The sequence below is a fragment of the Chryseobacterium ginsenosidimutans genome (assembly GCF_039536845.1).
Lineage (GTDB): Bacteria > Bacteroidota > Bacteroidia > Flavobacteriales > Weeksellaceae > Chryseobacterium > Chryseobacterium ginsenosidimutans_B.
Genome location: NZ_BAAAZJ010000016.1, coordinates 317,969 through 339,927, shown reverse-complemented (window position 1 = coordinate 339,927; position 21,959 = coordinate 317,969). Strand labels below are relative to the sequence as shown.

The following is a 21,959-nucleotide window of genomic DNA, read 5'->3' as shown; positions in this document are numbered from 1 at the left end:
ATCCAACACTTAATAATAAATATTGATAAAAAATGAATTAAAAGATTCGGATAATTTTCGCCAATTTCGTATTTTTGTATGTTTGCTGAAATTACATATGTCACAAGAAATAAATCCGATCTATTCCGAAGATAATATCAGAACCCTCGATTGGCAGGAACACATCCGTTTGCGCCCCGGAATGTATATCGGGAAGCTCGGAGACGGTTCGTCTGCTGATGATGGTATTTATATTTTGCTTAAAGAAATTCTCGACAACTCGATTGATGAGTTCAGAATGAAATCGGGCAAAAGAATTGAAATAAAAGTAGACGACGGTAAAGTTACCATCCGTGACTTTGGTCGTGGAATTCCGCTAGGAAAAGTGGTAGATGCCGTTTCAAAAATGAATACCGGAGGTAAGTACGACAGTAAAGCCTTCAAAAAATCAGTTGGTCTGAACGGAGTGGGTACAAAAGCCGTAAATGCTCTTTCAGATTATTTCCGAGTGCGGTCTTTCCGTGACGGAAGGATGAAAATTGCCGAATTTTCCCGTGGATTGATTACGGAAGATCATGAAGAAAAGGATACTTCCGACAGAAACGGAACCGAAATTTCCTTTATTCCCGATGCTGATATTTTTCTTCACTTTAAATACAGAAAAGAATACATCGAAAGAATGCTTCGTAACTATTCTTACCTGAATCCGGGGTTAAAAATTCTTTTTAACGGTGAAACTTTCTTTTCTGAAAACGGTCTTAAAGATTTACTGGATGAAGAGCTGGAAAATGAAACATTATATCCTATCATTCACCTGAAAGATAATGATATAGAAGTTGCGATTACACATACAGATAAATCTCAGACAGAAACGTATTTTTCATTTGTAAACGGACAGAATACAACACAGGGAGGAACACATCTGAATGCTTTCCGTGAAGCATATGTAAAAACGATCCGTGAGTTTTTTAATAAAACTTTTGATGCTTCGGATGTAAGAAAATCGATTGTTGCAGCAATTTCCATCAATGTTGAAGAACCAGTTTTTGAATCTCAGACGAAGACAAAATTAGGTTCGAATGACATGGGACCAAACGGACCGACGGTAAGAACTTTTATTATTGATTTCTTAAAAAGTAAATTAGATAATTTCCTACACCAAAATCCGGAAATTGCAGAAGCGATTCAAAGAAAAATATTAATTTCTGAAAGAGAAAGAAAAGAACTTTCCGGAATCCAGAAACTGGCGAGAGAAAGAGCGAAAAAAGTTTCTCTTCACAATAAAAAACTTCGTGACTGCAGGCAGCATTACAACGATCAGAAAAACGAAAGAAAAGGGGAAACCCAGATTTTTATCACCGAGGGAGATTCTGCATCCGGATCGATCACAAAATCCAGAGATGTTGAAACTCAGGCTGTATTTTCTTTGAAAGGTAAGCCGTTGAACTGTTATGGCTTAACGAAAAAAGTAGTATATGAAAATGAAGAGTTCAATCTTCTTCAGGCAGCATTGAATATTGAAGAAAGTTTAGAAGATCTTAGATATAATCAGGTAATTATTGCAACAGATGCCGATGTCGACGGAATGCACATCCGTCTGTTAATGATTACATTCTTTTTACAGTTTTTCCCGGATTTAATTAAGAATAATCACCTTTATATTCTTCAGACACCATTATTCAGAGTTAGAAATAAAAAAGAAACAAGATATTGTTACTCAGAGTTGGAAAGAATTAAAGCTTTGAACGAATTGGGGAAAAATCCGGAAATTACACGATTTAAGGGACTGGGAGAGATTTCTCCTGACGAATTCAAGCATTTTATCGGGAAAGATATCCGTCTGGAGCCTGTAGTAATAGGTAAAGACCAGACCATTGAGCAGTTGCTTGAGTTTTATATGGGTAAAAATACTCCGGACAGACAGGTGTTTATCCTTGAAAATCTTGTAGTTGAAGATCCGGATATCAATAAAAAAGAAATATTAAGTGAGATTATAGATGAAAATTAATTGAAGTTATAATTTTAAGAAAAAAAACACAATCACAAACTATTAATAATATGAGACTTAGTAACCGTAATAAAGCTTCGGTTTACAGCTTCGTAAATACCCTGATTATTATGTTTTTAATAGGCGGAGTAGGAGCTTATCTGTTGGAAGAGTATAGATTTAATATTTTAGGATGGGAAAGTTCATTATTGATCATTATTCCGGTCTTTTTAGTAGTATTTTCTTATCTTAATGGAAGACAGATTTTTGAATATGACAGTGACGGAGAAGCACTTCATTTCAGAAACAGAGATATCATTCCTTTTTTGCACAAGCCATTAAGTGATGAATTTCCAAAGTACAAACTGTTGAACTTTGAGGTAATTGATATTTTCTTTGTAAAGAGATTATATATTACGATCTCAAGCAAAAATAGTGGTTCCACAATGCTGAAATATGAAGTTTCATATTTATCAAGAAAGGAAATTAATGATTTAAAATTCTCCTTAAATAAAGTAGTTAAAGCTAATAAACAGAAAAAGAGCTAATATATAAATGATGACAGAAGAATACTCACATAATGATGGTGAGAGCTTAAAAAAAGTTTCCGGACTTTACAAAGACTGGTTTTTAGATTATGCTTCTTATGTAATTTTAGATAGGGCAATTCCGTCAGTTTATGATGGTTTTAAGCCTGTTCAGAGAAGAATTATGCATTCCATGCGAGAGCTGGAAGACGGACGTTACAATAAAGTTGCCAATATCGTAGGAAATACCATGAAATATCACCCTCATGGTGATGCTTCAATTACCGATGCGATGGTAGGAATCGGGCAGAGAGAGCTTTTGATTGATACTCAGGGAAACTGGGGAAACATCTACACAGGTGATTCAGCGGCGGCAGCGAGATATATCGAAGCAAGACTAACACCTTTCGCTTTGGAAGTTGTATTCAACCCAAAAACTACGGAATGGGCAAAATCTTATGACGGCAGAAACAACGAACCGATCGATTTACCGGTAAAATTCCCACTGCTTTTGGCTCAGGGAGTTGAAGGAATCGGAGTTGGTCTTTCTACGAAAATTCTTCCGCATAATTTTAATGAATTAATTAATGCATCCGTTGCTCATCTTAAAGGTAAAAAGTTTGAGCTTTTCCCGGACTTTTTAACGGCAGGTTATTTGGATGTTTCAGAATACAACGACGGTCACAGAGGTGGAAAAGTACGAGCCAGAGCAAGAATCATTCAGGTCGACAAGCATACTTTGATGATTACCGAGCTGCCTTTTTCTAAAAATACCGGTGATCTTATTGACTCGATCTTGAAAGCCAATGAAAAAGGTAAAATTAAGATCAAAAAAATTGAAGATAATACATCAGATAAAGTAGAAATTCTGATTCATCTTCCTAATGATTCTTCGCCTGATAAAACGATCGATGCGCTGTATGCTTTCACCGATTGTCAGGTTACGATTTCTCCGAATGCCTGTGTAATTGTTGGTGATAAACCGATGTTCCTGAATGTTTCTGAGATTTTAAGAAGAAATACGGATCACACGGTTTCGTTGCTTAAAAAAGAACTGGAGATTGAGCTTCACGAGTTACAGGAAAGTTGGCATTTTTCTTCACTGGAAAGAATTTTTATTGAAAACAGAATCTATCACGATATTGAAGAAGTTGAAACTTGGGAAGATGTCATAAAAACAATCGATGAGGGGTTAAAACCTCATACAAAACATCTTTTAAGATCTGTAACGGAAGAAGATATTTTAAAATTAACGGAAATCAGAATCAAGAGAATTTCAAGGTTCGATTTAGATAAATTTAAAGAAAATATTGCCGCGCTTGAAGGTAAAATCGAGCAGGTAAAACATCATTTGGAAAATCTTATTCAGTATGCTATTGATTATTATTTAAATATTCAGAAAAAATACGGAAAAGACAGACAGAGAAAGACTGAACTTAGAATTTTCGATACAATTGATGCTACAAAAGTTGCCGTTGCGAATGAGAAATTCTATGCCAATTTTGAGGAAGGTTTCATCGGAACTTCCCTGAAAAAAGATCAGTATTTATTCGATTGTTCAGATATCGACGACATCATTACTTTCAGAAAAGACGGAAGTATGAAAGTGGTAAAAGTTGAAGCGAAAACTTTCATCGGAAAAGATATTTTACATGTTGCAATTTTCAAGAAAAATGATAAAAGAACGGTTTACAACATGATCTATCGTGAAGGACGCGACGGACCATATTATATGAAACGTTTTTCTGTAACAGGTGTCACAAGAAATACCGATTATCCTTTAGCTTCAGATAAAAAAGGTTCGGAAACGCTTTATTTTTCAGCAAATCCTAATGGTGAAGCGGAAACGGTAAGTGTTCTTCTGAAACCAAATCCAAGAATCAGAAAGAATAAAATGGATATTGATTTCTCAGAGTTGGCTATTAAAGGCCGTGATTCAAAGGGAAATTTGGTCACAAAATATTCGATAAAAAAAGTAGACCTGAAAGAAGAGGGAGTTTCTACTTTGGCACCGAGAAAAATCTGGTTTGACGATACTGTAAGAAGATTAAACGCAGATGGGAGAGGAACATTGTTGGGCAGTTTTAAAGGTGATGATAAAATATTGACGATCAATACAAACGGAGAAGCGAAATTAATATCTTTCGATCTTGGAAACCGTTTTGATGATGAATATTTAGTGCTTGAAAAATGGCGACCAAATCAGCCTGTAACGTGTATTTATTTTGACGGGGAAAAGGATATCTATTTCATTAAGAGATTTTTATTCGAAAATAGCCCAAATGTACAGACTTTCATGCCATCGGAACATTCAAAATCATTTATAGAAAATGTAATCGTTTCGAATGGTGCGACTGCCGAAATTATTTTTGCTAAAGACAAAGGTAAAGACCGCGATCCTGAAACGGTAAATATTGATGAATTTATCGGGGTAAAAGGAATCAAAGCAATTGGAAATCAGTTCACCAAATTCAAAGTAAAATCAATTAATATCAACATTCCGGAACCGGAAGAAGAGGAACCTGAAGTTTATGAGGAACCGGAACGTACAGAAGGTGATGATGATGGAGGTACAATCGGCGATTTATTCCAAAGTGATGACGGGGATAATGAAGCATAACTAAAATAAAAAACACAAATTGAAAAGAATATTATTTCCTGTTATTTTAGTTTCCGTTATAAGTTTTTCCTGTAAAAAGAAGGAATTTAAAAAGGAAACAACTGTAGTTTCAACCAATAAAACTGCTGATTCAGCTAAAATATCTCAAGCTGAAGAATCTGTTGATTCCGAAAGCACTAAATCTGATCTGGATTACGATCAGGTTGATGAAAAAGATTTCGAAAAATGGAAAGGAGAATATTTTTTAGATTATATCGATTATGCAGGGGAAAATGACGGGACAAAACTTAAAGTAAAGTTGATTCTTGATTCTTCCGAAGACGGACATTTCTATCTTTGGTATGAAAAACCAAATGATACTGTAAAGGTAGGAATGCACCATGTTTACGGGAGTTTTGGAAAAATAGGCAATGAAAATAATGAGATTAAATTTTTACCTGAAATTATTTCAGAAGGAGAAGATACGGGAATAGATTTGGATTACTTTTTGTATAGCAAAGACGGTAAATTTTACATCAAAAGCAGAATGATTCCTTCAGAAAATGGAGATTCTAAAGAGCTTACCATTCAAAAAATTAAATAAAAAAGACAAATGAACATTTTAATACTAATTATAGCAATTACTGCAATCATAAGCTTTGTTGCACCCAATGGAAGCAGTAATTTTGAAAAATATAAGTTCAGCGTAGGAGCAATCCTGAACAGAAAGGAATACATCCGTTTGCTTTCTGCAGGTTTTCTCCATGCGGATATTATGCACTTGGTGTTTAATATGTTAACACTGTATTTCTTTGGTCCGGTTGTTATTGAGGGTTTTGGAAATCTGGGATTTCTGATTATTTATTTTGGATCAATATTATTAGGTAATATTTTTTCATTATTTATTTATCAAAAACAGCCTTGGTATTCTGCAATTGGTGCGAGTGGAGGAGTTTCCGGGATTTTATTTGCTTCTATTGCAATGATTCCCAATATTGGAATTTATATGTTTTTTATTCCAATTCCAATTCCGGGATATATTTTCGGACTGGTTTATTTCGGATATTCGGTTTATATGATGTTGAACCCAAGAGAGCACGATAACATTGGTCATGCAGCGCATTTGGGAGGAGCGTTTTTCGGTTTGGTATATGCAGTTGCCAATCAGCCGCAGGAAGCAATGGCAAATTCTTTATATATTGGAATTATGGCGCTTCCATTGGTTTATTTAAGCTACGAGATTTTTGTAAGGAAAAGAATAGGATAAAAGAATTGATCTAATTTAGAATATAAGGGCAATGGATTTAAAAATTCATTGCTCTTTTGATTAAAAAAACAAAAACCGCCCCAAAAAATTGAGACGGTAAACTTAAATGTTTAAAGACCTGATTTTATTTACTTTTTAATGATTTTCTGATGAATAGTTTCTTTATTGGTTTTGATCTGAACGAAATATGTTCCGCTGGTTAGATCGCTTATATTTATATTTTTATTATTTCCTCTGATTGTTTTTACGGTTTCACCTGCATTGTTAATAATGTTTACCATTTCAACTGTCTCCGGAGTTGAAATATTGAAAGATGTTTCAACGGGATTGGGATAAACTTTTAATTTTTCCGAAATACTATTTTCTTTAGTCGCCAAAACTGTTGCAGAAGAATATTGAGTTTTAATATAGAAAAGATTCGCCACACTTCCTTTTGTGATAGAATGTGAACCAGCCTGTACATTTGGAATCGTCACAACGCCCGAAGAAGCTGTATAAGAAACATTATCCACCTTAATTGTTCCGCTGAAAGCAGGATCGAAAACAAGCGTTAAGGAAGACTGGGCAGAAGTCGTATAAGTGATTCCTGTTGCAGATTCTATTTTTAATCTTTTGGTTAAAGTTAATCCGTCATAGGTTGCACTTCCATCAGTAGAATTGATGTTTGCTGAGGTAAATGTGTAGAATGAGCTGGTTAAATTAGAAGTTGTGAAATTATGAATTTCATTTCCCTGAGGATTTGTTCCTGTGGCTGTCACCGAAATGCTTCCCATTCCCGAAACCGGAGTTCCTGTAGAACCAACAGTTGTTACTGTAAAATCTAAATCCGCCGTCGGAGTTCCTGAAACGGTGATCGTTTTTGCTGTTGTATTTTTAACAAAACTAATTCCTGAAGCCGGAAGTCCCGTCACAGTTGCATCAGTTGCTGTTCCGCCCCAAGTGAAAACCATCGGTGAGATTGCGTTTCCGGAAGCTACAGTCTGATCATTATTGGAAGCAATAAGCAATGTTTGTGTACTTGCTGCAACCGCTGTTTCTCCCTGTACAGAAACTAAAGACGAAATATAATTCTGCAGAACTGCCATTAATCCTGTATTCACAGTATCAGAAGTGTCATCTACTGCATTGTTGAAAGTCCAGTTGATATCTCCGCCTGAGACTCTTCCCGAATATTGTGTTGCTTTATCTTTCGCAGCCGTTGGTGAATCCGGAACCAAAGCATTCACATACAATGAGGTATCGGTATCAAAATTATTATACGTTCCATTTCCCTGGAAGGCTTTAATATTTGTTCCTAAAACTTCATTTCTTGCAGAGGCAACATATGCATCAAACTGATTTGCTGCTGTTGTTGCATTGTACGGAACAAAAGCATTTTGCCCGATCATATAATTGCTAAAAGCTTTTACCACGCCGCCGTTTTCTCCGGAAAAAGTTCCGGTTGCACCATTCGCTACATCTGTTCCCTGTTTTGAGGTAAGAATAGGATATTTTGCATTTCTGAAATAATTTCCTTCTACAAAAACTGATGATCCTAACGTAGAACCTACACCATATTTAGAATTTCCGTCGTAATAATTATTATAGACATGAGCAGAATAGTATCTGATTCTCGGATGTCTGGAATCTGAATGATCGAACCAATTGTGATGATAAGTAATATATAATCCGGCAGTTGTTCCTTCGCTTAAACCTAAAAGACAGCTTTTTCCGTTATCCCAAAAGTGATTGTACGAGAAAGTTACATATGTTGATTTTTTGGCATCCAAAGCTCCGTCACCTTTCACCTGATCTGCATCGCTTCCCGGTTTTCCGTAGAAAAGATCACAGTTGTGAGCCCAGATATAGCTGTTGTCTTGCTGTAAGCTTAAATTATCACCTTCTGCAGCATCTGTCAGCATGAAACCAAGATTTCGGACTTCAATATTCGTCGCATTTTTGATTCTGATTCCCCAGCCGTTAATTAAAGCATCCGAACCAACACCTTCAAGAGTGATCGAACTTGCCGCAATATTTTTATTTTCTACAACCGCATCTCCGTTTAATAAATAACTTGGATCCGTAATATTTCCTATAAATCTTATGGCTAAAGGACGGGTGTCGTATCCTTTTTTAAAGCCATCCAGAATAGTCTGCAAACCGACACAAGGATTGGCTGTAGCTCCTGTAACATTCATGGAAACAGTATTTTTGCTATTCTGAGTGATATAGAGAACGACAGCATTGGCTTTCAAAGTTCCGTCGAGATTATAAGCACCGGGAATTCGCCCGTTACTGTGCGCAAATCCGTTTCTGTCATGTGGTAAAACCGTTACCGAACTTGAAACTGTTGCCGTTCCTTCTACATTATTTGTTACGGGTGCAACCTTGATGGTATAATTTCCGGGACTTAAACCTAAAATATCTGCCCTGAAATATGAACCGTAACTTCTTATTAATTGGGTGTCAATAATCTTATCTGTTGAGCCACCTCCGGTATAATAAACTTTATAACTGTCGGCTCCGCTTACAGGAGCCCATTTTACATAAGCAGATTCCAGCCAGCCTGTGGCTTGTGTAATCGTAACCTGTGCTGTCAGGAAAATATATCCAAAAACGAGCATAAAAAATGATAGTGTATTTTTCATGATTAGTAATTTTTTGATTGATTTAAAATTGATTTGATAATGTGTAATCGATTACACGTAAATATATATAAATATTTTATATGATTCTTTGTGTTGTGGAATTTGTTTAAAATTTGTTGGATTTCTCTTTATTAAAAATGTTTTCGGGACTTTTATTGAAAATATATTAATCGTATAACCAAAGGAACCGGGTTTAAATTTGCTTTCCGAAAAAGTGAATCATTGAATAAAAAAATTGCTTAATTGTGAAATGCATATTTAAAAAGCAAAAAAAATAACCGATAAAAACAACCGGTTTTTATGATTTATGACGTCAATTTTTCAAGGTTCTTTATGAACTGTCAACAAAATTGAAATGTTTCTTTCTATTCTTCTCGAAAATAAACTGTTTTGGTGGGAATTTTTATATTGTTGATCTGCATTAAAAAATGTCAACAATAAAGTTAGAGTTAGTAAATTCTGCTGACTTTTTTTGTTTATCAAATTTCTCTACTATATATTTTATTACTTTATGTATTCTTCAATTTCTTGGTTGAAATTTGGATTAGAAGGTCTTAAAAAATCATCAGAAATGACTTCGTAATTTTTATTCAATAAAATGAATCTTGGTATAGAGTTGACTTTAAAATAGCCAATGAAAGGATGATTAGGATTCGATATAATGTAATTTATGTCTGTATCTTTTTGTTTTGCTAAAAATGTATGCCATTTTTTTTGATCTTGATCTATACTTATTCTAATAAATTTTATCTTACCTGTATATTTTTGCTGTGCTTTTTTCCATTCTGGCATTTCACTTAAACATGGTACACACCAAGTTGCCCATAAATCTATAATTATTAGTTTCTCCGCTTTTATTGATAGTATATTTTTAAAAATAATTTTCGTTGATGTAACATCTTCAATATTTGAATCTAAAATATCTTTAGAAAGATTTTGTCTTTTATTAATAATCTCTGCATTAAGAGGATTTTTTTTAATATATTTTTTTATATTAATTATCTCATTTTGGCTTAGAGTGTAATCGTATTCTATATAATCTAATAAAAAACCGTCTAAAGCTTCTGTTTTATATAATTTTTTATCAAGAAACTGTAAATTATCTATTATTTTGGGATTTCTCTTTTTAAATGATATATAACGCAATAAATTAAAAATTAAACCTTTATTCTGTACAGCATTCAGTTTATCTAATATTTGAATATTGTTATTAACTATATTATAATAACTATCAAGTTCTTCAATCACTTTAGGATCTCTAATTTTTGAAAAATCCACATTAAAAAGCTTATAATAAAAATATAGCTTTAAGTAATCATTTATAGCAGTATACTGGAAATCTGTATAATGAATGGAATTTTGCTTAATTATTCTTAAATTATCTTCATATTTTTTTTTAAGTAATTCTATATAATTAACAGAATTATCGGGTTCCTCAATGGAATAAACAATATTATCTGCTATTAGAGTATTTAAAATAGCATTATTTTTATTTCCTTTATATACTGAACCATCTTTATGAAATTCAAATTTTAGTGTGTCATTTTTACTGAAAACAAAATATCTTTGAACTTTAGCTTTCCCATTTACAAGCGCATAAGACTCAAAAATTGTTGGTTTTGTTAAGGTTATTTTCTTACTTTCTTTTGCATTTTTTCTTGTTCCTGAAATACTAAAATTAAAATTTCTCTGATTTATGAGACTGTTTAAAGCAAATGTTCCTGTATCAAAAAATGAAACATTTGTAATTACATTCAATGTGTCAATTTTTTGTGATTTTATCTCATTTTTACTAAAACTATCATTTTTTTGACAATTAATAAATGTGAATAGTATAAATGGGAAGAATAATATATTCTTCCCAATTCTTTTAATGTCCATATCCATCGCAACCACAATCATAAGAACATCTTGTTCCGCTATTAGGATTTCCTATTAAATTAAGACACTGAGTATTAGCTTGTGTTTGTTGGTTTGAGCAAGAACCACTTGTAGGAGTATCGAAAACGCCATATCCTCCACCTGCATATTGAACACTAATTCTGCATGATCCTCCGCCGCCAAGTAATTTGCCGCCAATTACATTTTTCAAATCATTTCTCGAAAGTTTTTTCAAATTTTTCATCTGTTTAAATTGCTTAAATTTATAAATTATTTTTTGTCATACAAACCCTGACATGGGGATTTTAAGCCTATATTTGTATTGTGCACATACAAACAACTTCTTAAAAGTTTTTGTCAACGTTGAATAGATCAAAACTAAAAATTAAAACTCAATGGGAGGGAAATAAAATTTGCAATTTTTTTGCATTTTTCTTGTAAAATGTGTACACATTTTGCATATTTGTATAAATAATTACACAATGATAGTTCAGGAAAAATTAAAAAATCTAAGAAAACAGAAAGGCATATCTCAAGAAAAAATGGCAAAGATATTAGGAACAGATACTTCAAATTACTCCCGAAAAGAACGCGGGGAAGTAAAGATTTTTGATGACGAATGGGAAAAACTGGCAAAAACATTAGAAGTCCCAGTGGAAGACATTAAAGAAGAGGATGCAAAATTTTCATTTCAATTTGAAAATTCTACTTTTCATGATCATGCAGGAAGTAATATTAATTATTCCAATATCCCGGATTTCTTTATAGAAACTCAGAAAAAATATATCGAAAAATTAGAAAAGGAAATCGAAAGTTTAAAGGAAGAAAATGAAACGCTAAAATTAAAGATAAAATAATGAGCAATTATTTTATTTCCTTCCAAAAATAAATCGGTCATTTTCAGATAAATCTTTTATTAATTCTGCTTCAGAGAAACCATCAACATATAATTCCAAAGTTTCAGGACCCAATTTCTGATTGATTTCCAAAAATAAAAGTCCGTCTTTATTCAGATATTTTTTGGAATCTTCTGCGATTTTCTTATAGAAAATCAAAGCATCAGAAGTGGGAGAGAAGAGTGCCATTTTCGGTTCAAATTCCTTGACAGAATCGGCAATTTCATATTCTTCATCAATGCCGATATAAGGTGGATTCGAAATGATGATATCAAAGTTTTGATTCAAATCGAAATTCAGATAATCAGCATGAATAAAATTAACTTGAAGCTGATGAAAATCTGCATTTTTTCTGGCCGTTTCCAAAGCTTTTTCTGAAAAGTCGATCGAAGTAACTTCGGCCTGAGAGAAATGTTTCTTTAAAACCAGAGGAATAATTCCGCTTCCGGTTCCGATGTCGAGGATTTTCAACGGGTTGTTTGTCATTCCAAGGGATGAGGAATCTATTGTAGATTTTTCACTCCACTTCATTTCGTTCTGAATAACAGAAGATCTAATTTTTTTTATCGCGAACTCTAGTAATTCTTCTGTCTCCGGACGAGGAATCAGGACATTTTCATCAACAAAAAAGGTCATTCCGTAGAATTCTGTTTCACCTAAAATCTGTTGGTAAGGTTTACTGGTTTTTAATTCTGAAATAAGTTTTAAAAGTTTTTTTTCATCATCAATCACTAACTCCTGATCTGAAAGTTTTCTCTGATCAAAGCTGCTGAATCCGGTAATTTTTTCAATGAAGATTGATGACAAAAACGCACTTTCCGAATCTGTATATAACCCGGAAAGTTCTGTTTTAAAGTATGTTTTAAATTCTGAAATCGTCATTTATCTTGTAAAAACCAGTTTTGTATCCGTCGATTTTTCCTCATCAATTCTGTAACCTTCATAATTGAAGGCTTTCACATCTTCCAATATCTGAGCATTGGTTTGGGCACAGAACCTTACTACCAAACCTCTTGCGTGCTTTGTATAAACCACAATCGTTTTCAGTTTTCCTTCTTTCAATTCATAGAAATCGAAATCAATTACTTTGTGATTCAGTTTTTTACGGTCGATTACTTTAAAATATTCGTTACTTCCGAGATTGAGAAGAATTTCATTTTTTTTCATTTCAGAATTAAGCTGCTCAGTAATCTTTTCTCTCCAAAATTCGTAAAGATTCTTGTATTCATCAAACTCGAAAGGTCTTCCCATTTCCAGTCGGTAAAGCATTACTTTGTCGGAAGGTTTCAGTAAACCGTACAATCCGGAAAGCATTCTGTAATTTTTCTGCAGATAATCAACTGCCGTTTTATCAAGTGTTTTGGCATCTAAACCTCTGTAAACTTCGCCTGTAAAAGCGAACATTGCAGGAGCAGATTCTTTTGCGGTTGGTTTTGCCTTCCATTTTTGGTTTCTTTCCCAGTTTTCGTCTGCCAGTTTTGGCGAAATTTCCATTAATTCGGAAAGGTATTTTGGTGACTTGTGTTTTAAATAAGATTGTATAAATTCTGCCTGTTCAATGAATTTCGGGGTAGTAGATTTCAACAGATCAGTTGAATTTTCTACATTCATTAATTTAGCAGGAGATGTTACTATTTTCATAATGTTAAAATGCAGATAAATGTTTAATATCAATAAAATTCATGACCATTAAAGACACAAAATCAAATAGAAAATGGCAAATGATAATGATTTTAATATTCGAATATAATTTATAAAATACAGCAAAAACGATCCCGATAAAGAAAGGTCCTACAACCTGACCAATCGTTCCGTAGGTGCTATGAAGAATTCCAAATAAAATTGCGGAGATCATGACTCCTAAAACCGGACTGTTGTATATTTTTTCAATTCTGGGCTGGATGTAACCTCTCATTAAAACCTCTTCTACAACGCCCGCAGTTAGGCAAGTAAAAATAATTAAAAAATAATTGTTTTTAAAGATAGATTGTAGCTGAATGAGTTTATCACTTATTTTTTCATGCGTAATAAGAAAGATCACCCCATTTAAAAGTGCTCCTCCAATTGCACAAATAAAATAAAGGCAAACTACAGCGCCAATGTAAAATAACACTGAATATTTTTTGTTTTTCCAAAGTAAAAAAGAATGTTTTTCAATGAAAAAACTATAAAGAAAGGTGATGGCTAAAACCAACCAGATAGCAATTCTGGAATAGAAAAATTTTTCAGCTGTGATATTTGTAGTCCCTGTTATTATATTAATAAAAGGAAAAATATACAACATCACTGAAGCCAACAAGACAAAGGTCAGCAAAATTCCCCAAGAATATTTTCCGTTAAGATTCATACTATCAATGCAAAAATTGACAATTTATTTACCATTAATAATACTAAATCGTTCCTTTTCCCTGTCTGATAACTTCAGGTTCTCCGGAAGTAAGATCAACAATCGTTGAAGCGATGTTATCTCCATAACCGGAATCGATCACGATGTCTACCAAATTATCATATTTTTCTGCGATCAGTTCGGGATCTGTAGAATATTCTAGAACTTCATCATCATCTTTAATAGAAGTTGAAGCAATCGGATGTCCCAATTTTTCAACAATCAACTGAGGAATCGGATGATCCGGAACACGAATACCAATTGTTTTGTGACCTTTGTAAGCCAATGGTAAACTTTTATTGGCATCAAGAATAAATGTGAAAGGTCCTGGAAGATGGCTTTTCAAAAACCTGAAAACGGACGTATCTATCGGTCTTGTAAAATCTGAAAGATGACTCAGATCATTACAAATTATAGAGAACTGAGCCTTTTCTAATTTGATTTTTTTTATCTGAGCCAGTTTTTCCATGGCTTTTACATCAAAAATATTACATCCAAGGGCGTAGATCGTATCTGAAGGATAAATAATTAATCCACCGTTATTTAGCGTTTTAATAACCTCATTGATAAGGTTTTCCTGAGGATTATCAGGGTAAATTTTTAATATTTTTGCCATAGTTCAAAGATACGAATATTAAAATAGTTTTCATAAAAGTCCTTTATTTAAAAGAAAAATTAGGATTTTCAAAAAATAGTCGTACATTTGCAGTCCAATATCGCGGGATGGAGCAGTAGGTAGCTCGTCGGGCTCATAACCCGAAGGTCATCGGTTCGAGTCCGGTTCCCGCTACTAATTAAACGTTTGTCGGTAACGTTTTAAAAAATATACCGCGGGATGGAGCAGTAGGTAGCTCGTCGGGCTCATAACCCGAAGGTCATCGGTTCGAGTCCGGTTCCCGCTACTAAGCTAAGTGTTTTCGGTAAACATTCTAAAAATATACCGCGGGATGGAGCAGTAGGTAGCTCGTCGGGCTCATAACCCGAAGGTCATCGGTTCGAGTCCGGTTCCCGCTACTAATTAAACGTTTGTCGGTAGCGTTTTAAAAAATATACCGCGGGATGGAGCAGTAGGTAGCTCGTCGGGCTCATAACCCGAAGGTCATCGGTTCGAGTCCGGTTCCCGCTACTATTTTAAAGAGGATTTCAAATTTTTGGAATCCTCTTTTTTTATTTCTCTTAGTTGTGAATTAAAATGATTTTATCATAATTTAATCTATCTTGAAATAATGAGGATATTAACTGATATTTAAATCAATTCAAATCTTTTTGAGGGCAGAAGATTTATGTACGGCTTTCTTACCTGTTTTTTCACTCATTACTTCATATTGCGGATTTTCTTCTGAAGCACGTCGTTGCCTGTTCATAAAAACAAAATCTCTTGTATGAATTTTGATAATAATTCCGTGAGTTTCACCATTGCTGAACCTCCATTTTACCATATCTCCTTTTTTGAATGCAATCATTTTCAAAGATTAAATATATCTGAAAAGAACATCTATTGTGCCAATAATTATATCATGAAAACTAAAAAGAGAATCACAATGTGGTTCTCTTTTTTAATAAATCAAATCTAAATTTGGGGATATTCTATCCAAACATTCCTACCTGATAATCTCCGGGAACTTGTCGGAAAGCAATATTGAATCTGTTCCAAACATTAATAGTATTTACAACCAGCGTAAGATCGATAATTTCTTCTTCAGAAAATTGTTTTTTGGTATTTTCATACACTTCATCAGAGACGTGAAGAGCATTTACCGCCTCAGCATATTCAAAAGCTGCTCTTTCTCTGTCTGTGAAATATGGAGTTTCTCTCCAGGCACTTAAACCGTAAAGACGCTGCTCTGTTTCACCCATTGCACGAAGTTCTTTTGAGTGCATGTCTAGGCAGTAAGCACATTGATTGATCTGAGAAATTCTGAAATCGATAAGCTCCATTAATTGTCTGTCAATAGAAGAATGTTTTAGATACTGATTAATTCCAAAAATTGGAGTGATTGCTTTTTTTCCTTTTTCGAATAAATTGATTCTTGGTTCCATAAAATATAATATTTTAACTGTTATACTTTAATGACAACCGAATTTTAAATTTTGGACAAACTTTGGAAAAAAAATATATAATTATTTCTAACAAAAAATCCCGCTCATAAAAAGCAGGATTTAAAATATCATTTAATAAATAATTATTGTGCCAGTTGATTATAAGGCGTAAGAGCATAATCATCAGCTGTTGTCTGACCTAGAAATTCTTTCTTCTGACTTCCTTTCATTCTTCCTGAAGCATCGCTTCCGTTGAAATAAGATTCGCTTAGTTTTGTAGAGATTTCAGCAGGATTAAATTCAAATTTTGTATCACCTTCTACACCAAGATATCCGTTCTTTCTTGTAAGGTTTGTGATGTAGTTGTTATAATTAATCATTGTACCTCTGAACATAGAGTTATGATACTCCATACATTTTTTAGCTTTTTTAGAAGAGTTATTTAGAATACAGTTATTCATATTCCCTCTGTATAAACGCCATTCCAGATCAATTTTTCCATATTCTTTTGCCAAAGCTGTTTTGCCGTTGGTGAGAATATTTGGATCATTTTCCTTTTCGCTGATCTCCTTTAAATGCTTGATAACTAATGGAACTGTATTTTCGATTTTAGCTTTAGCCTCTCTTACTGCACTGAAATCCGCAGCAGGAGAACCTTTCTTTTGAGCCGTAGTAACGTTAAAAATAAGTAGTAATAGTACAATTAACAGATTATATCTTTTCATGAGAAATTTTTAAAGCACTAAAATAAATATATTTTCTCGGTTTAAACAAATAGATTTTAATTTTATTTAATAAAATTTAACAAGTTTTAAGAATTTCTTTTGTAAACAAAGATTTTTCTGTCGATTAAACAGACAATAAATTAAGTATATTAAAAATTTAACATATTTTAATAAAAATTATTTATTTGATTTTCAATTAGTTATATTGGTTTTAAGTTTATCACTAAAAAAATAGTTGTTTCAAATGATTTTATTTCTACATTTGTATAACTAATTTCTTAGTGATATAGAATTAAGTGAAAATTTTATGTCACAATTAATGATAAAATGAAAAGGATATGAAAATTCAGACTTTAACAAAAGCAGAAGAGCAGGTGATGCAGTATTTATGGAAACTGGAAAAAGGATTTCTAAAAGATGTTCTTGATCTTTTCCCTGAACCAAAGCCTCACACCAATACAGTTTCTACTATTTTGAAAGTGCTGAAGGAAAAAGAATTCGTAGACTACAGTGTTTACGGAAGACAGCACGAGTATTTTCCATTGATTTCCCAGGAGCAGTACTCGGGAAAAACAATGAAAAGTCTTGTAAAAAATTATTTTAAAGGTTCATATAAAAGCGCCGTTTCTTTCTTGGTAGAAAAGAATGAAATGACGGTAGAAGATCTTGAAATGCTATTAGACGAACTTAAAAAGAAAAATTAACAACTATGGAAACTGTACTTCTATACTTCGGAAAAGTAATTTTATGTTCTGGTGTAATGTTTTTGTATTATCAGTTGTCTTTAAAAGACAAGACATTTCATCACTACAACAGATTTTATCTTTTGTCGGCGATGCTGATATCGTTGTTGCTTCCTTTAATAAAGGTTGAAGACTTTACAATTGAAGTAAGCAGTGACATATATAAGCTAATAGATAAAGTACAGAATTTTAATACAACTAAAAACTCAAACAATGACTACATTTATTTTAGAATTATTTTTTCAGCTTTGGGATTGGCTTCTTTCTATTTTTTAGGAAGGTTTATCTACGGGATTTTCAGAATCCAACAGCTTAAAAGTCAATTTCAGAAAGAAAGTTTCGACGGTATCAATTTTTACCATACAAACCTTACTGAAGCTCCGTTTTCTTACTTTAAAAACCTTTTCTGGAAGAGTTCCATTATGTTGAACTCTGAAGTCGGAAAACAGATTTTAAAGCACGAAATGGTGCATATAGAGCAGAAACACTCATTCGATAAAATTTTTATTGAGATCATTACCTCTGTTTTCTGGTTCAATCCTTTTTTTCATATCATTAAAAAAGAAATTAGTTTAATTCACGAATACTTGGCTGATAAAAAAGCCGTAAAACAATCGGACACAAAAGCATTTGCGCAGATGCTTTTAGCAAGCCACTTTTCCGGAAACCAGTTGCCTGCGACAAGTCCGTTCTTAAGTTCAAACCTTAAAAAACGATTAAAAATGTTACAAAAACCTAACACCAAATTCGGGTATGCGCGTAGAATTTTTGCATTGCCTGTCCTATTTTCGGTAGCTTTCGCCTACCTGGTAAATGCTAAGAATACAGAAATTAAAGCAACCAATATAGAAATTGAGAAAGCGGTTTCTCAAATCAAAAAGGATGATCATATCACGATAAAAAAAGATACGATCACTCCGGATTCATCCAAAAACAATGTTATAGTTACTCCAAGAGTATATAAAAGAGCAGAAGATGATAAGAAAATTGCTGATCTGAGTAAAAAAATTCAGGAAAAAAGTGAAACCTTAAAAAACCTTAAACCTGAAAGTAAAGATTACAGTAAGAATTTAGAAGAAATAGGGAAATTATCAGGAGAAATTGGAAAGATTGCAAGTTCTCAGGATTTCCTAAAATCTGCGATGGTAATCAAAATGGATGGTAAAGATATTAATATCAATGATTATTTCAAATCAAAAGAATGGAAAGATAAAGTAAGAGAAATTGAAGATATTAATGTAGAAATCCCTGATATTCCTGAAATAAATATTGATTTCCCGGATGCTCCGCCACCACCGCCAAGTTCTCCGAATGCACCAAATGCTCCTAAAGTAAAAGTGTATACTTTCAAAGATGTAAAGGATATGAAATGGTCTCCAGATTCCGACATGATTTTTAAATCTTCAGGAAGAGAGAAGGAATCAGCCTCTACAGCTAGAAAAAGAGCGAAATTAGAGAAAGAAAGAGCAAAGCTGGATGAAAAAAGAGCCAAACTTGAAGTTGAGAGAGCTAAGCTAAATGCAGAAAGAAGAGCTTTAGATGGTGATCGAAGAGTATATATTTACGGCAATACTAGTAATACTTTTAAGCCGATGAAATTCGACAAGACAAGGGTAATGACGATGAATGATAATGTCAAAATTATTGCAGGAGCAGGTCTGAAAAAGTATACCGGAGACATGAATAATATGAAATTTTATATTGATGGGAAAGAAGTGACAAAACAAGAACTGGAAGCTTTGGAACCAAATAAAATCAAAAATATGAACGTCAATAAAAGATCAAAAGACGGCGACAGTTCGGGAGAAATAAGAATCGAAACAAAAAATTAATTATATAAAGTTCCAATTATAGGCTTTGTCAGTAAACATAAAATTTCAAACCTCAAATTTTGAATTTTAAACCAACTTATTGACAAAGCTTTTCTTATTTAAACTTAAAATACAACGTATGAAAAATAGCATTTTACTCTTTTTGTTTTTAGGGGTGCTTACCAACGCACAGATCAATCGTTTTTTTTATGAATACAAATCTATTCCGGATTCTAATAATAAAGAAGATGTGAAGAAGGAAATGATGTTTTTGGATATTGATAAAAACGGATCAAGCTATTATAGCCGGGACAAATTTGTGGCAGATTCTACTTCGATGGCAGAAATTCAGAAGCAAATTAAAGGCGGCGGCGGAAGTATCAGTGTCAACAGAAGAGAAAGCCCGGGAACAACTTCTTATAAAGTCATGAAATCGTACCCGGATTTTAAAACTTACCTTTTTACAAGAGTTTCTACAGATCAGTATAAAGTAAAAGAAGATCAAAAGCCGGAATGGAAAATTCTTTCTGATAAACAAAAAATAGGAGAATACAATACTCAGAAAGCAACCGCAAATTACGGCGGAAGAGAATGGATTGCGTGGTTCACAACAGATATCCCTTTTCAGGACGGACCTTACAAATTCTACGGACTTCCGGGATTAATCGTGAAATTGGAGGACACAACAGGTTCGCACATCATAACTTTAGTCGGAAATAAAAAAATAGAAGCTCCTGCCCAACAAAAAGAACTGGAAATGCCCGGGAACGTAAGAGTGATGGGAATCGGCGGAAAAGAAATTGAAGTAACAAAAGAGCAGTACAAAAAAGTCTGGAAAGATTATGTAAATGATCCTACTAAAAACATGAGACAAATGATGATGGGAAATACAGAAAATTCAAAAGTATCTTTTAAAGTAAGAAGCTCAGACGGGAAAGAAATTTCAGATCCTAACCAGGTTTTCAGAGAAATGGAAAAAAGAACAAAGGAATCTTTAGCAAAAAATAATAATCCTATTGAACCGGATTTAGTAAAATAAGAACAAAAAATATTCTTGAAAAAGCAGGGTGAAAGTTATTTTCATCCTGTTTTGTTTTTGTTATCTTTAAAATCAAAAAATATACGAATCACAAAATCTAAACTAAATCAAAATGACAGAAAAGGAAAAATGCGAGAACGGACTTTTATATAATGCCAATTACGATCAGGAACTGATTAATGAAAGAATTTCCGTTAAAGATCTTTGCTTAGAATACAATCAACTGAAAAATTCTGATTCTGAAGGAAGAAACCTTTTAATTAAAAAAATTCTAGGAAAAACGCAAGAAAATATCTGTATAGAACCGAATTTCTGGTGCGATTATGGCTACAATATCGAAGTCGGAGAAAACTTTTATGCCAATCATAATCTTGTTATTTTGGATTGTACAAAAGTCACTTTCGGAGACAATGTTTTCATCGGTCCGAATTGCAGTTTTTACACAGCTAATCACCCAATTGACGTTAAACAGAGAAACGAAGGTTTGGAGTCGGCTCATCCTATTAAAGTAGGAGATAATGTCTGGTTTGGCGGAAATGTGGTTGTTCTTCCTGGAATTTCTATCGGAAATAATTCTGTAATCGGGGCGGGAAGCGTTGTTACAAAAAACCTTCCTGATAACGTAGTTGCAGTGGGAAATCCATGTAAAGTTGTGAAGAATATTATTAATGAAAATTAAGATTAAACGAAATAAATAATAATGAAGAAAATAGCTTTTATCTTTGTATTTTTTTTAACAATGCTTATCAATGCTCAAAATAAACGATTTGTTTATGAGTACAAATTTGTTTCAGATTCTACAAAAAAAGATGAATCTAAAACTGAATCGATATTTCTTGATGTTTCTAAGAAAGGTTCGAAATTTTACAGCAAAGACAAATTTATTTCAGATTCAGTGATCGAGGCTCAGTCTAAAAATCAGAACAGAGATTTTTCTAAAATTAAGTTCGGAATGATACCGTATGTTGTAGAAAAGTCCTATCCTGACTATAAAATTTTGTTTTTCAATCGTTTGGATATGGATGAATATAAAGTTTCCGATGAAAGGAAATTGAACTGGAAAATTTTAATGGAAAAAGAGAAAGTTGGTGAATTTAATGCACAAAAAGCAACAACAGATTTTGCCGGAAGAAAATGGACTGCGTGGTTTGTTACAGATATCCCGATTCAGGACGGGCCGTATAAATTTCATGGATTACCGGGTTTAATTGTTAAGCTTGAAGATAAGACTAATTCACATTCTTTTATTTTAAAAGAAATTAAAAATTTAAAAGATCAGGAATGGAAAAGTCAGGAAGAAAATCATAGATTCGGAGCATTAATTCCTTTAAATCAAGAAAAATATAAAAAACAGTTCCTTGACTACCGGATTAATCCTACAAAAGGAATGCGACAAATGCTTGCAAGTGGAACTAAAATAATAATGACAGATGAAAAAGGAAATAAGCTGGA

21 protein-coding genes and 4 tRNA genes are annotated in these 21,959 nt (G+C 33.1%); 15 read left to right on the top strand and 10 right to left on the bottom strand.

The features are described from left to right. The first annotated feature begins 97 nt into the window (after positions 1-97). The 5 genes from ABD745_RS21100 to ABD745_RS21080 are packed head-to-tail and all read left to right on the top strand — an operon-like array spanning position 98 to position 6,359. On the top strand, positions 98-1,987 hold the full coding sequence (locus tag ABD745_RS21100; protein WP_344834874.1) for a DNA topoisomerase IV subunit B: 1,890 nt from the start codon (positions 98-100) through the stop codon (positions 1,985-1,987). 50 nt (positions 1,988-2,037) lie between these two features. Further along, positions 2,038-2,514, top strand: a complete 477-nt coding sequence (locus ABD745_RS21095) for a hypothetical protein (RefSeq protein WP_344834871.1) — start codon at positions 2,038-2,040, stop codon at positions 2,512-2,514. A 7-nt stretch (positions 2,515-2,521) separates the two neighbouring features. After that, complete coding sequence (locus ABD745_RS21090) at positions 2,522-5,113, top strand: DNA gyrase/topoisomerase IV subunit A (RefSeq protein WP_344834869.1); 2,592 nt, start codon at positions 2,522-2,524, stop codon at positions 5,111-5,113. A gap of 19 nt (positions 5,114-5,132) precedes the next feature. Next, complete coding sequence (locus ABD745_RS21085; protein ID WP_344834866.1) at positions 5,133-5,696, top strand: hypothetical protein; 564 nt, start codon at positions 5,133-5,135, stop codon at positions 5,694-5,696. Positions 5,697-5,705: 9 nt separating this feature from the next. Further along, positions 5,706-6,359 (top strand): rhomboid family intramembrane serine protease, encoded by a 654-nt coding sequence (locus ABD745_RS21080; protein WP_344834863.1) that lies wholly within the window; start codon positions 5,706-5,708, stop codon positions 6,357-6,359. A gap of 128 nt (positions 6,360-6,487) precedes the next feature. Here the strand turns inward: ABD745_RS21080 and ABD745_RS21075 are convergent, their stop codons facing one another. The 3 genes from ABD745_RS21075 to ABD745_RS21065 form a co-directional block, all read right to left on the bottom strand. Beyond that, positions 6,488-8,986, bottom strand: a complete 2,499-nt coding sequence (locus ABD745_RS21075; protein WP_344834860.1) for a pectate lyase family protein — start codon at positions 8,984-8,986, stop codon at positions 6,488-6,490. A gap of 504 nt (positions 8,987-9,490) precedes the next feature. Further along, entirely contained in the window at positions 9,491-10,873 is a 1,383-nt protein-coding gene (locus ABD745_RS21070) for a TlpA family protein disulfide reductase (protein ID WP_344834857.1), read from the bottom strand. Beyond that, a complete protein-coding gene (locus ABD745_RS21065) occupies positions 10,857-11,111 on the bottom strand; it encodes a bacteriocin-like protein (RefSeq protein ID WP_344834855.1) in 255 nt (84 codons plus the stop codon). The genes ABD745_RS21070 and ABD745_RS21065 overlap by 17 nt, the downstream gene beginning before the upstream one ends. 238 nt (positions 11,112-11,349) lie before the next feature. Here ABD745_RS21065 and ABD745_RS21060 point away from each other — a divergent pair, with 238 nt between their 5' ends. After that, positions 11,350-11,724: a helix-turn-helix domain-containing protein gene (locus ABD745_RS21060; protein ID WP_047401770.1), complete on the top strand. Its 375-nt coding sequence runs from the start codon at positions 11,350-11,352 to the stop codon at positions 11,722-11,724. Between the two features lie 12 nt (positions 11,725-11,736). On the opposite strand, the gene prmC is transcribed toward ABD745_RS21060, so the two are convergent. Genes prmC through ABD745_RS21040 form a run of 4 tightly spaced genes read right to left on the bottom strand, consistent with a single transcriptional unit; the run spans position 11,737 to position 14,765 of the window. Continuing rightward, positions 11,737-12,645 carry a peptide chain release factor N(5)-glutamine methyltransferase gene (prmC, locus tag ABD745_RS21055; protein ID WP_344834853.1) on the bottom strand — a complete coding sequence of 303 codons (909 nt, stop codon included), beginning with the start codon at positions 12,643-12,645 and terminating at the stop codon, positions 11,737-11,739. Further along, positions 12,646-13,404 (bottom strand): peroxide stress protein YaaA, encoded by a 759-nt coding sequence (gene yaaA, locus ABD745_RS21050; protein ID WP_344834851.1) that lies wholly within the window; start codon positions 13,402-13,404, stop codon positions 12,646-12,648. A gap of 4 nt (positions 13,405-13,408) precedes the next feature. Next, a complete protein-coding gene (locus tag ABD745_RS21045) occupies positions 13,409-14,110 on the bottom strand; it encodes a CPBP family intramembrane glutamic endopeptidase (protein ID WP_344834848.1) in 702 nt (233 codons plus the stop codon). 43 nt (positions 14,111-14,153) lie between these two features. Then, positions 14,154-14,765, bottom strand: a complete 612-nt coding sequence (locus tag ABD745_RS21040; RefSeq protein ID WP_047401773.1) for an L-threonylcarbamoyladenylate synthase — start codon at positions 14,763-14,765, stop codon at positions 14,154-14,156. 101 nt (positions 14,766-14,866) lie between these two features. On the opposite strand from ABD745_RS21040, the gene ABD745_RS21035 reads away from it, so the two are divergent. The 4 genes from ABD745_RS21035 to ABD745_RS21020 all read left to right on the top strand — a co-directional run bounded on the left by ABD745_RS21035 (position 14,867) and on the right by ABD745_RS21020 (position 15,275). Beyond that, a tRNA-Met gene (locus ABD745_RS21035) sits at positions 14,867-14,939 on the top strand. Positions 14,940-14,978: 39 nt separating this feature from the next. Beyond that, positions 14,979-15,051: transfer RNA gene (locus ABD745_RS21030), tRNA-Met, on the top strand. Between the two features lie 39 nt (positions 15,052-15,090). After that, positions 15,091-15,163: transfer RNA gene (locus tag ABD745_RS21025), tRNA-Met, on the top strand. 39 nt (positions 15,164-15,202) lie between these two features. Then, positions 15,203-15,275, top strand: a tRNA-Met gene (locus ABD745_RS21020). Positions 15,276-15,405: 130 nt separating this feature from the next. Here the strand turns inward: ABD745_RS21020 and ABD745_RS21015 are convergent. From ABD745_RS21015 to ABD745_RS21005, 3 genes are all read right to left on the bottom strand, one after another. Next, complete coding sequence (locus ABD745_RS21015) at positions 15,406-15,612, bottom strand: hypervirulence associated TUDOR domain-containing protein (RefSeq protein WP_344834844.1); 207 nt, start codon at positions 15,610-15,612, stop codon at positions 15,406-15,408. Positions 15,613-15,736: 124 nt separating this feature from the next. Continuing rightward, positions 15,737-16,189: a carboxymuconolactone decarboxylase family protein gene (locus tag ABD745_RS21010; protein ID WP_344834841.1), complete on the bottom strand. Its 453-nt coding sequence runs from the start codon at positions 16,187-16,189 to the stop codon at positions 15,737-15,739. A 143-nt stretch (positions 16,190-16,332) separates the two neighbouring features. Continuing rightward, positions 16,333-16,914, bottom strand: a complete 582-nt coding sequence (locus ABD745_RS21005) for a hypothetical protein (RefSeq protein ID WP_344834838.1) — start codon at positions 16,912-16,914, stop codon at positions 16,333-16,335. A gap of 338 nt (positions 16,915-17,252) precedes the next feature. Between ABD745_RS21005 and ABD745_RS21000 the strand changes: the two genes are divergently transcribed. The 5 genes from ABD745_RS21000 to ABD745_RS20980 form a co-directional block, all read left to right on the top strand. Beyond that, a complete protein-coding gene (locus ABD745_RS21000; protein ID WP_047401776.1) occupies positions 17,253-17,618 on the top strand; it encodes a BlaI/MecI/CopY family transcriptional regulator in 366 nt (121 codons plus the stop codon). A gap of 5 nt (positions 17,619-17,623) precedes the next feature. Continuing rightward, the gene (locus ABD745_RS20995; protein WP_344834835.1) at positions 17,624-19,489 is read left to right on the top strand and encodes a M56 family metallopeptidase; all 1,866 of its coding nucleotides are present in this window, start codon (positions 17,624-17,626) and stop codon (positions 19,487-19,489) included. Positions 19,490-19,607: 118 nt separating this feature from the next. Further along, positions 19,608-20,507, top strand: a complete 900-nt coding sequence (locus ABD745_RS20990) for a GLPGLI family protein (protein WP_344834833.1) — start codon at positions 19,608-19,610, stop codon at positions 20,505-20,507. Between the two features lie 112 nt (positions 20,508-20,619). After that, positions 20,620-21,186, top strand: coding sequence for a sugar O-acetyltransferase (locus tag ABD745_RS20985; protein ID WP_344834831.1), 567 nt, complete (start codon positions 20,620-20,622; stop codon positions 21,184-21,186). Between the two features lie 21 nt (positions 21,187-21,207). Beyond that, positions 21,208-21,959 (top strand): GLPGLI family protein (locus ABD745_RS20980; protein WP_344834830.1); only part of this gene is annotated, 752 nt, incomplete at its 3' end.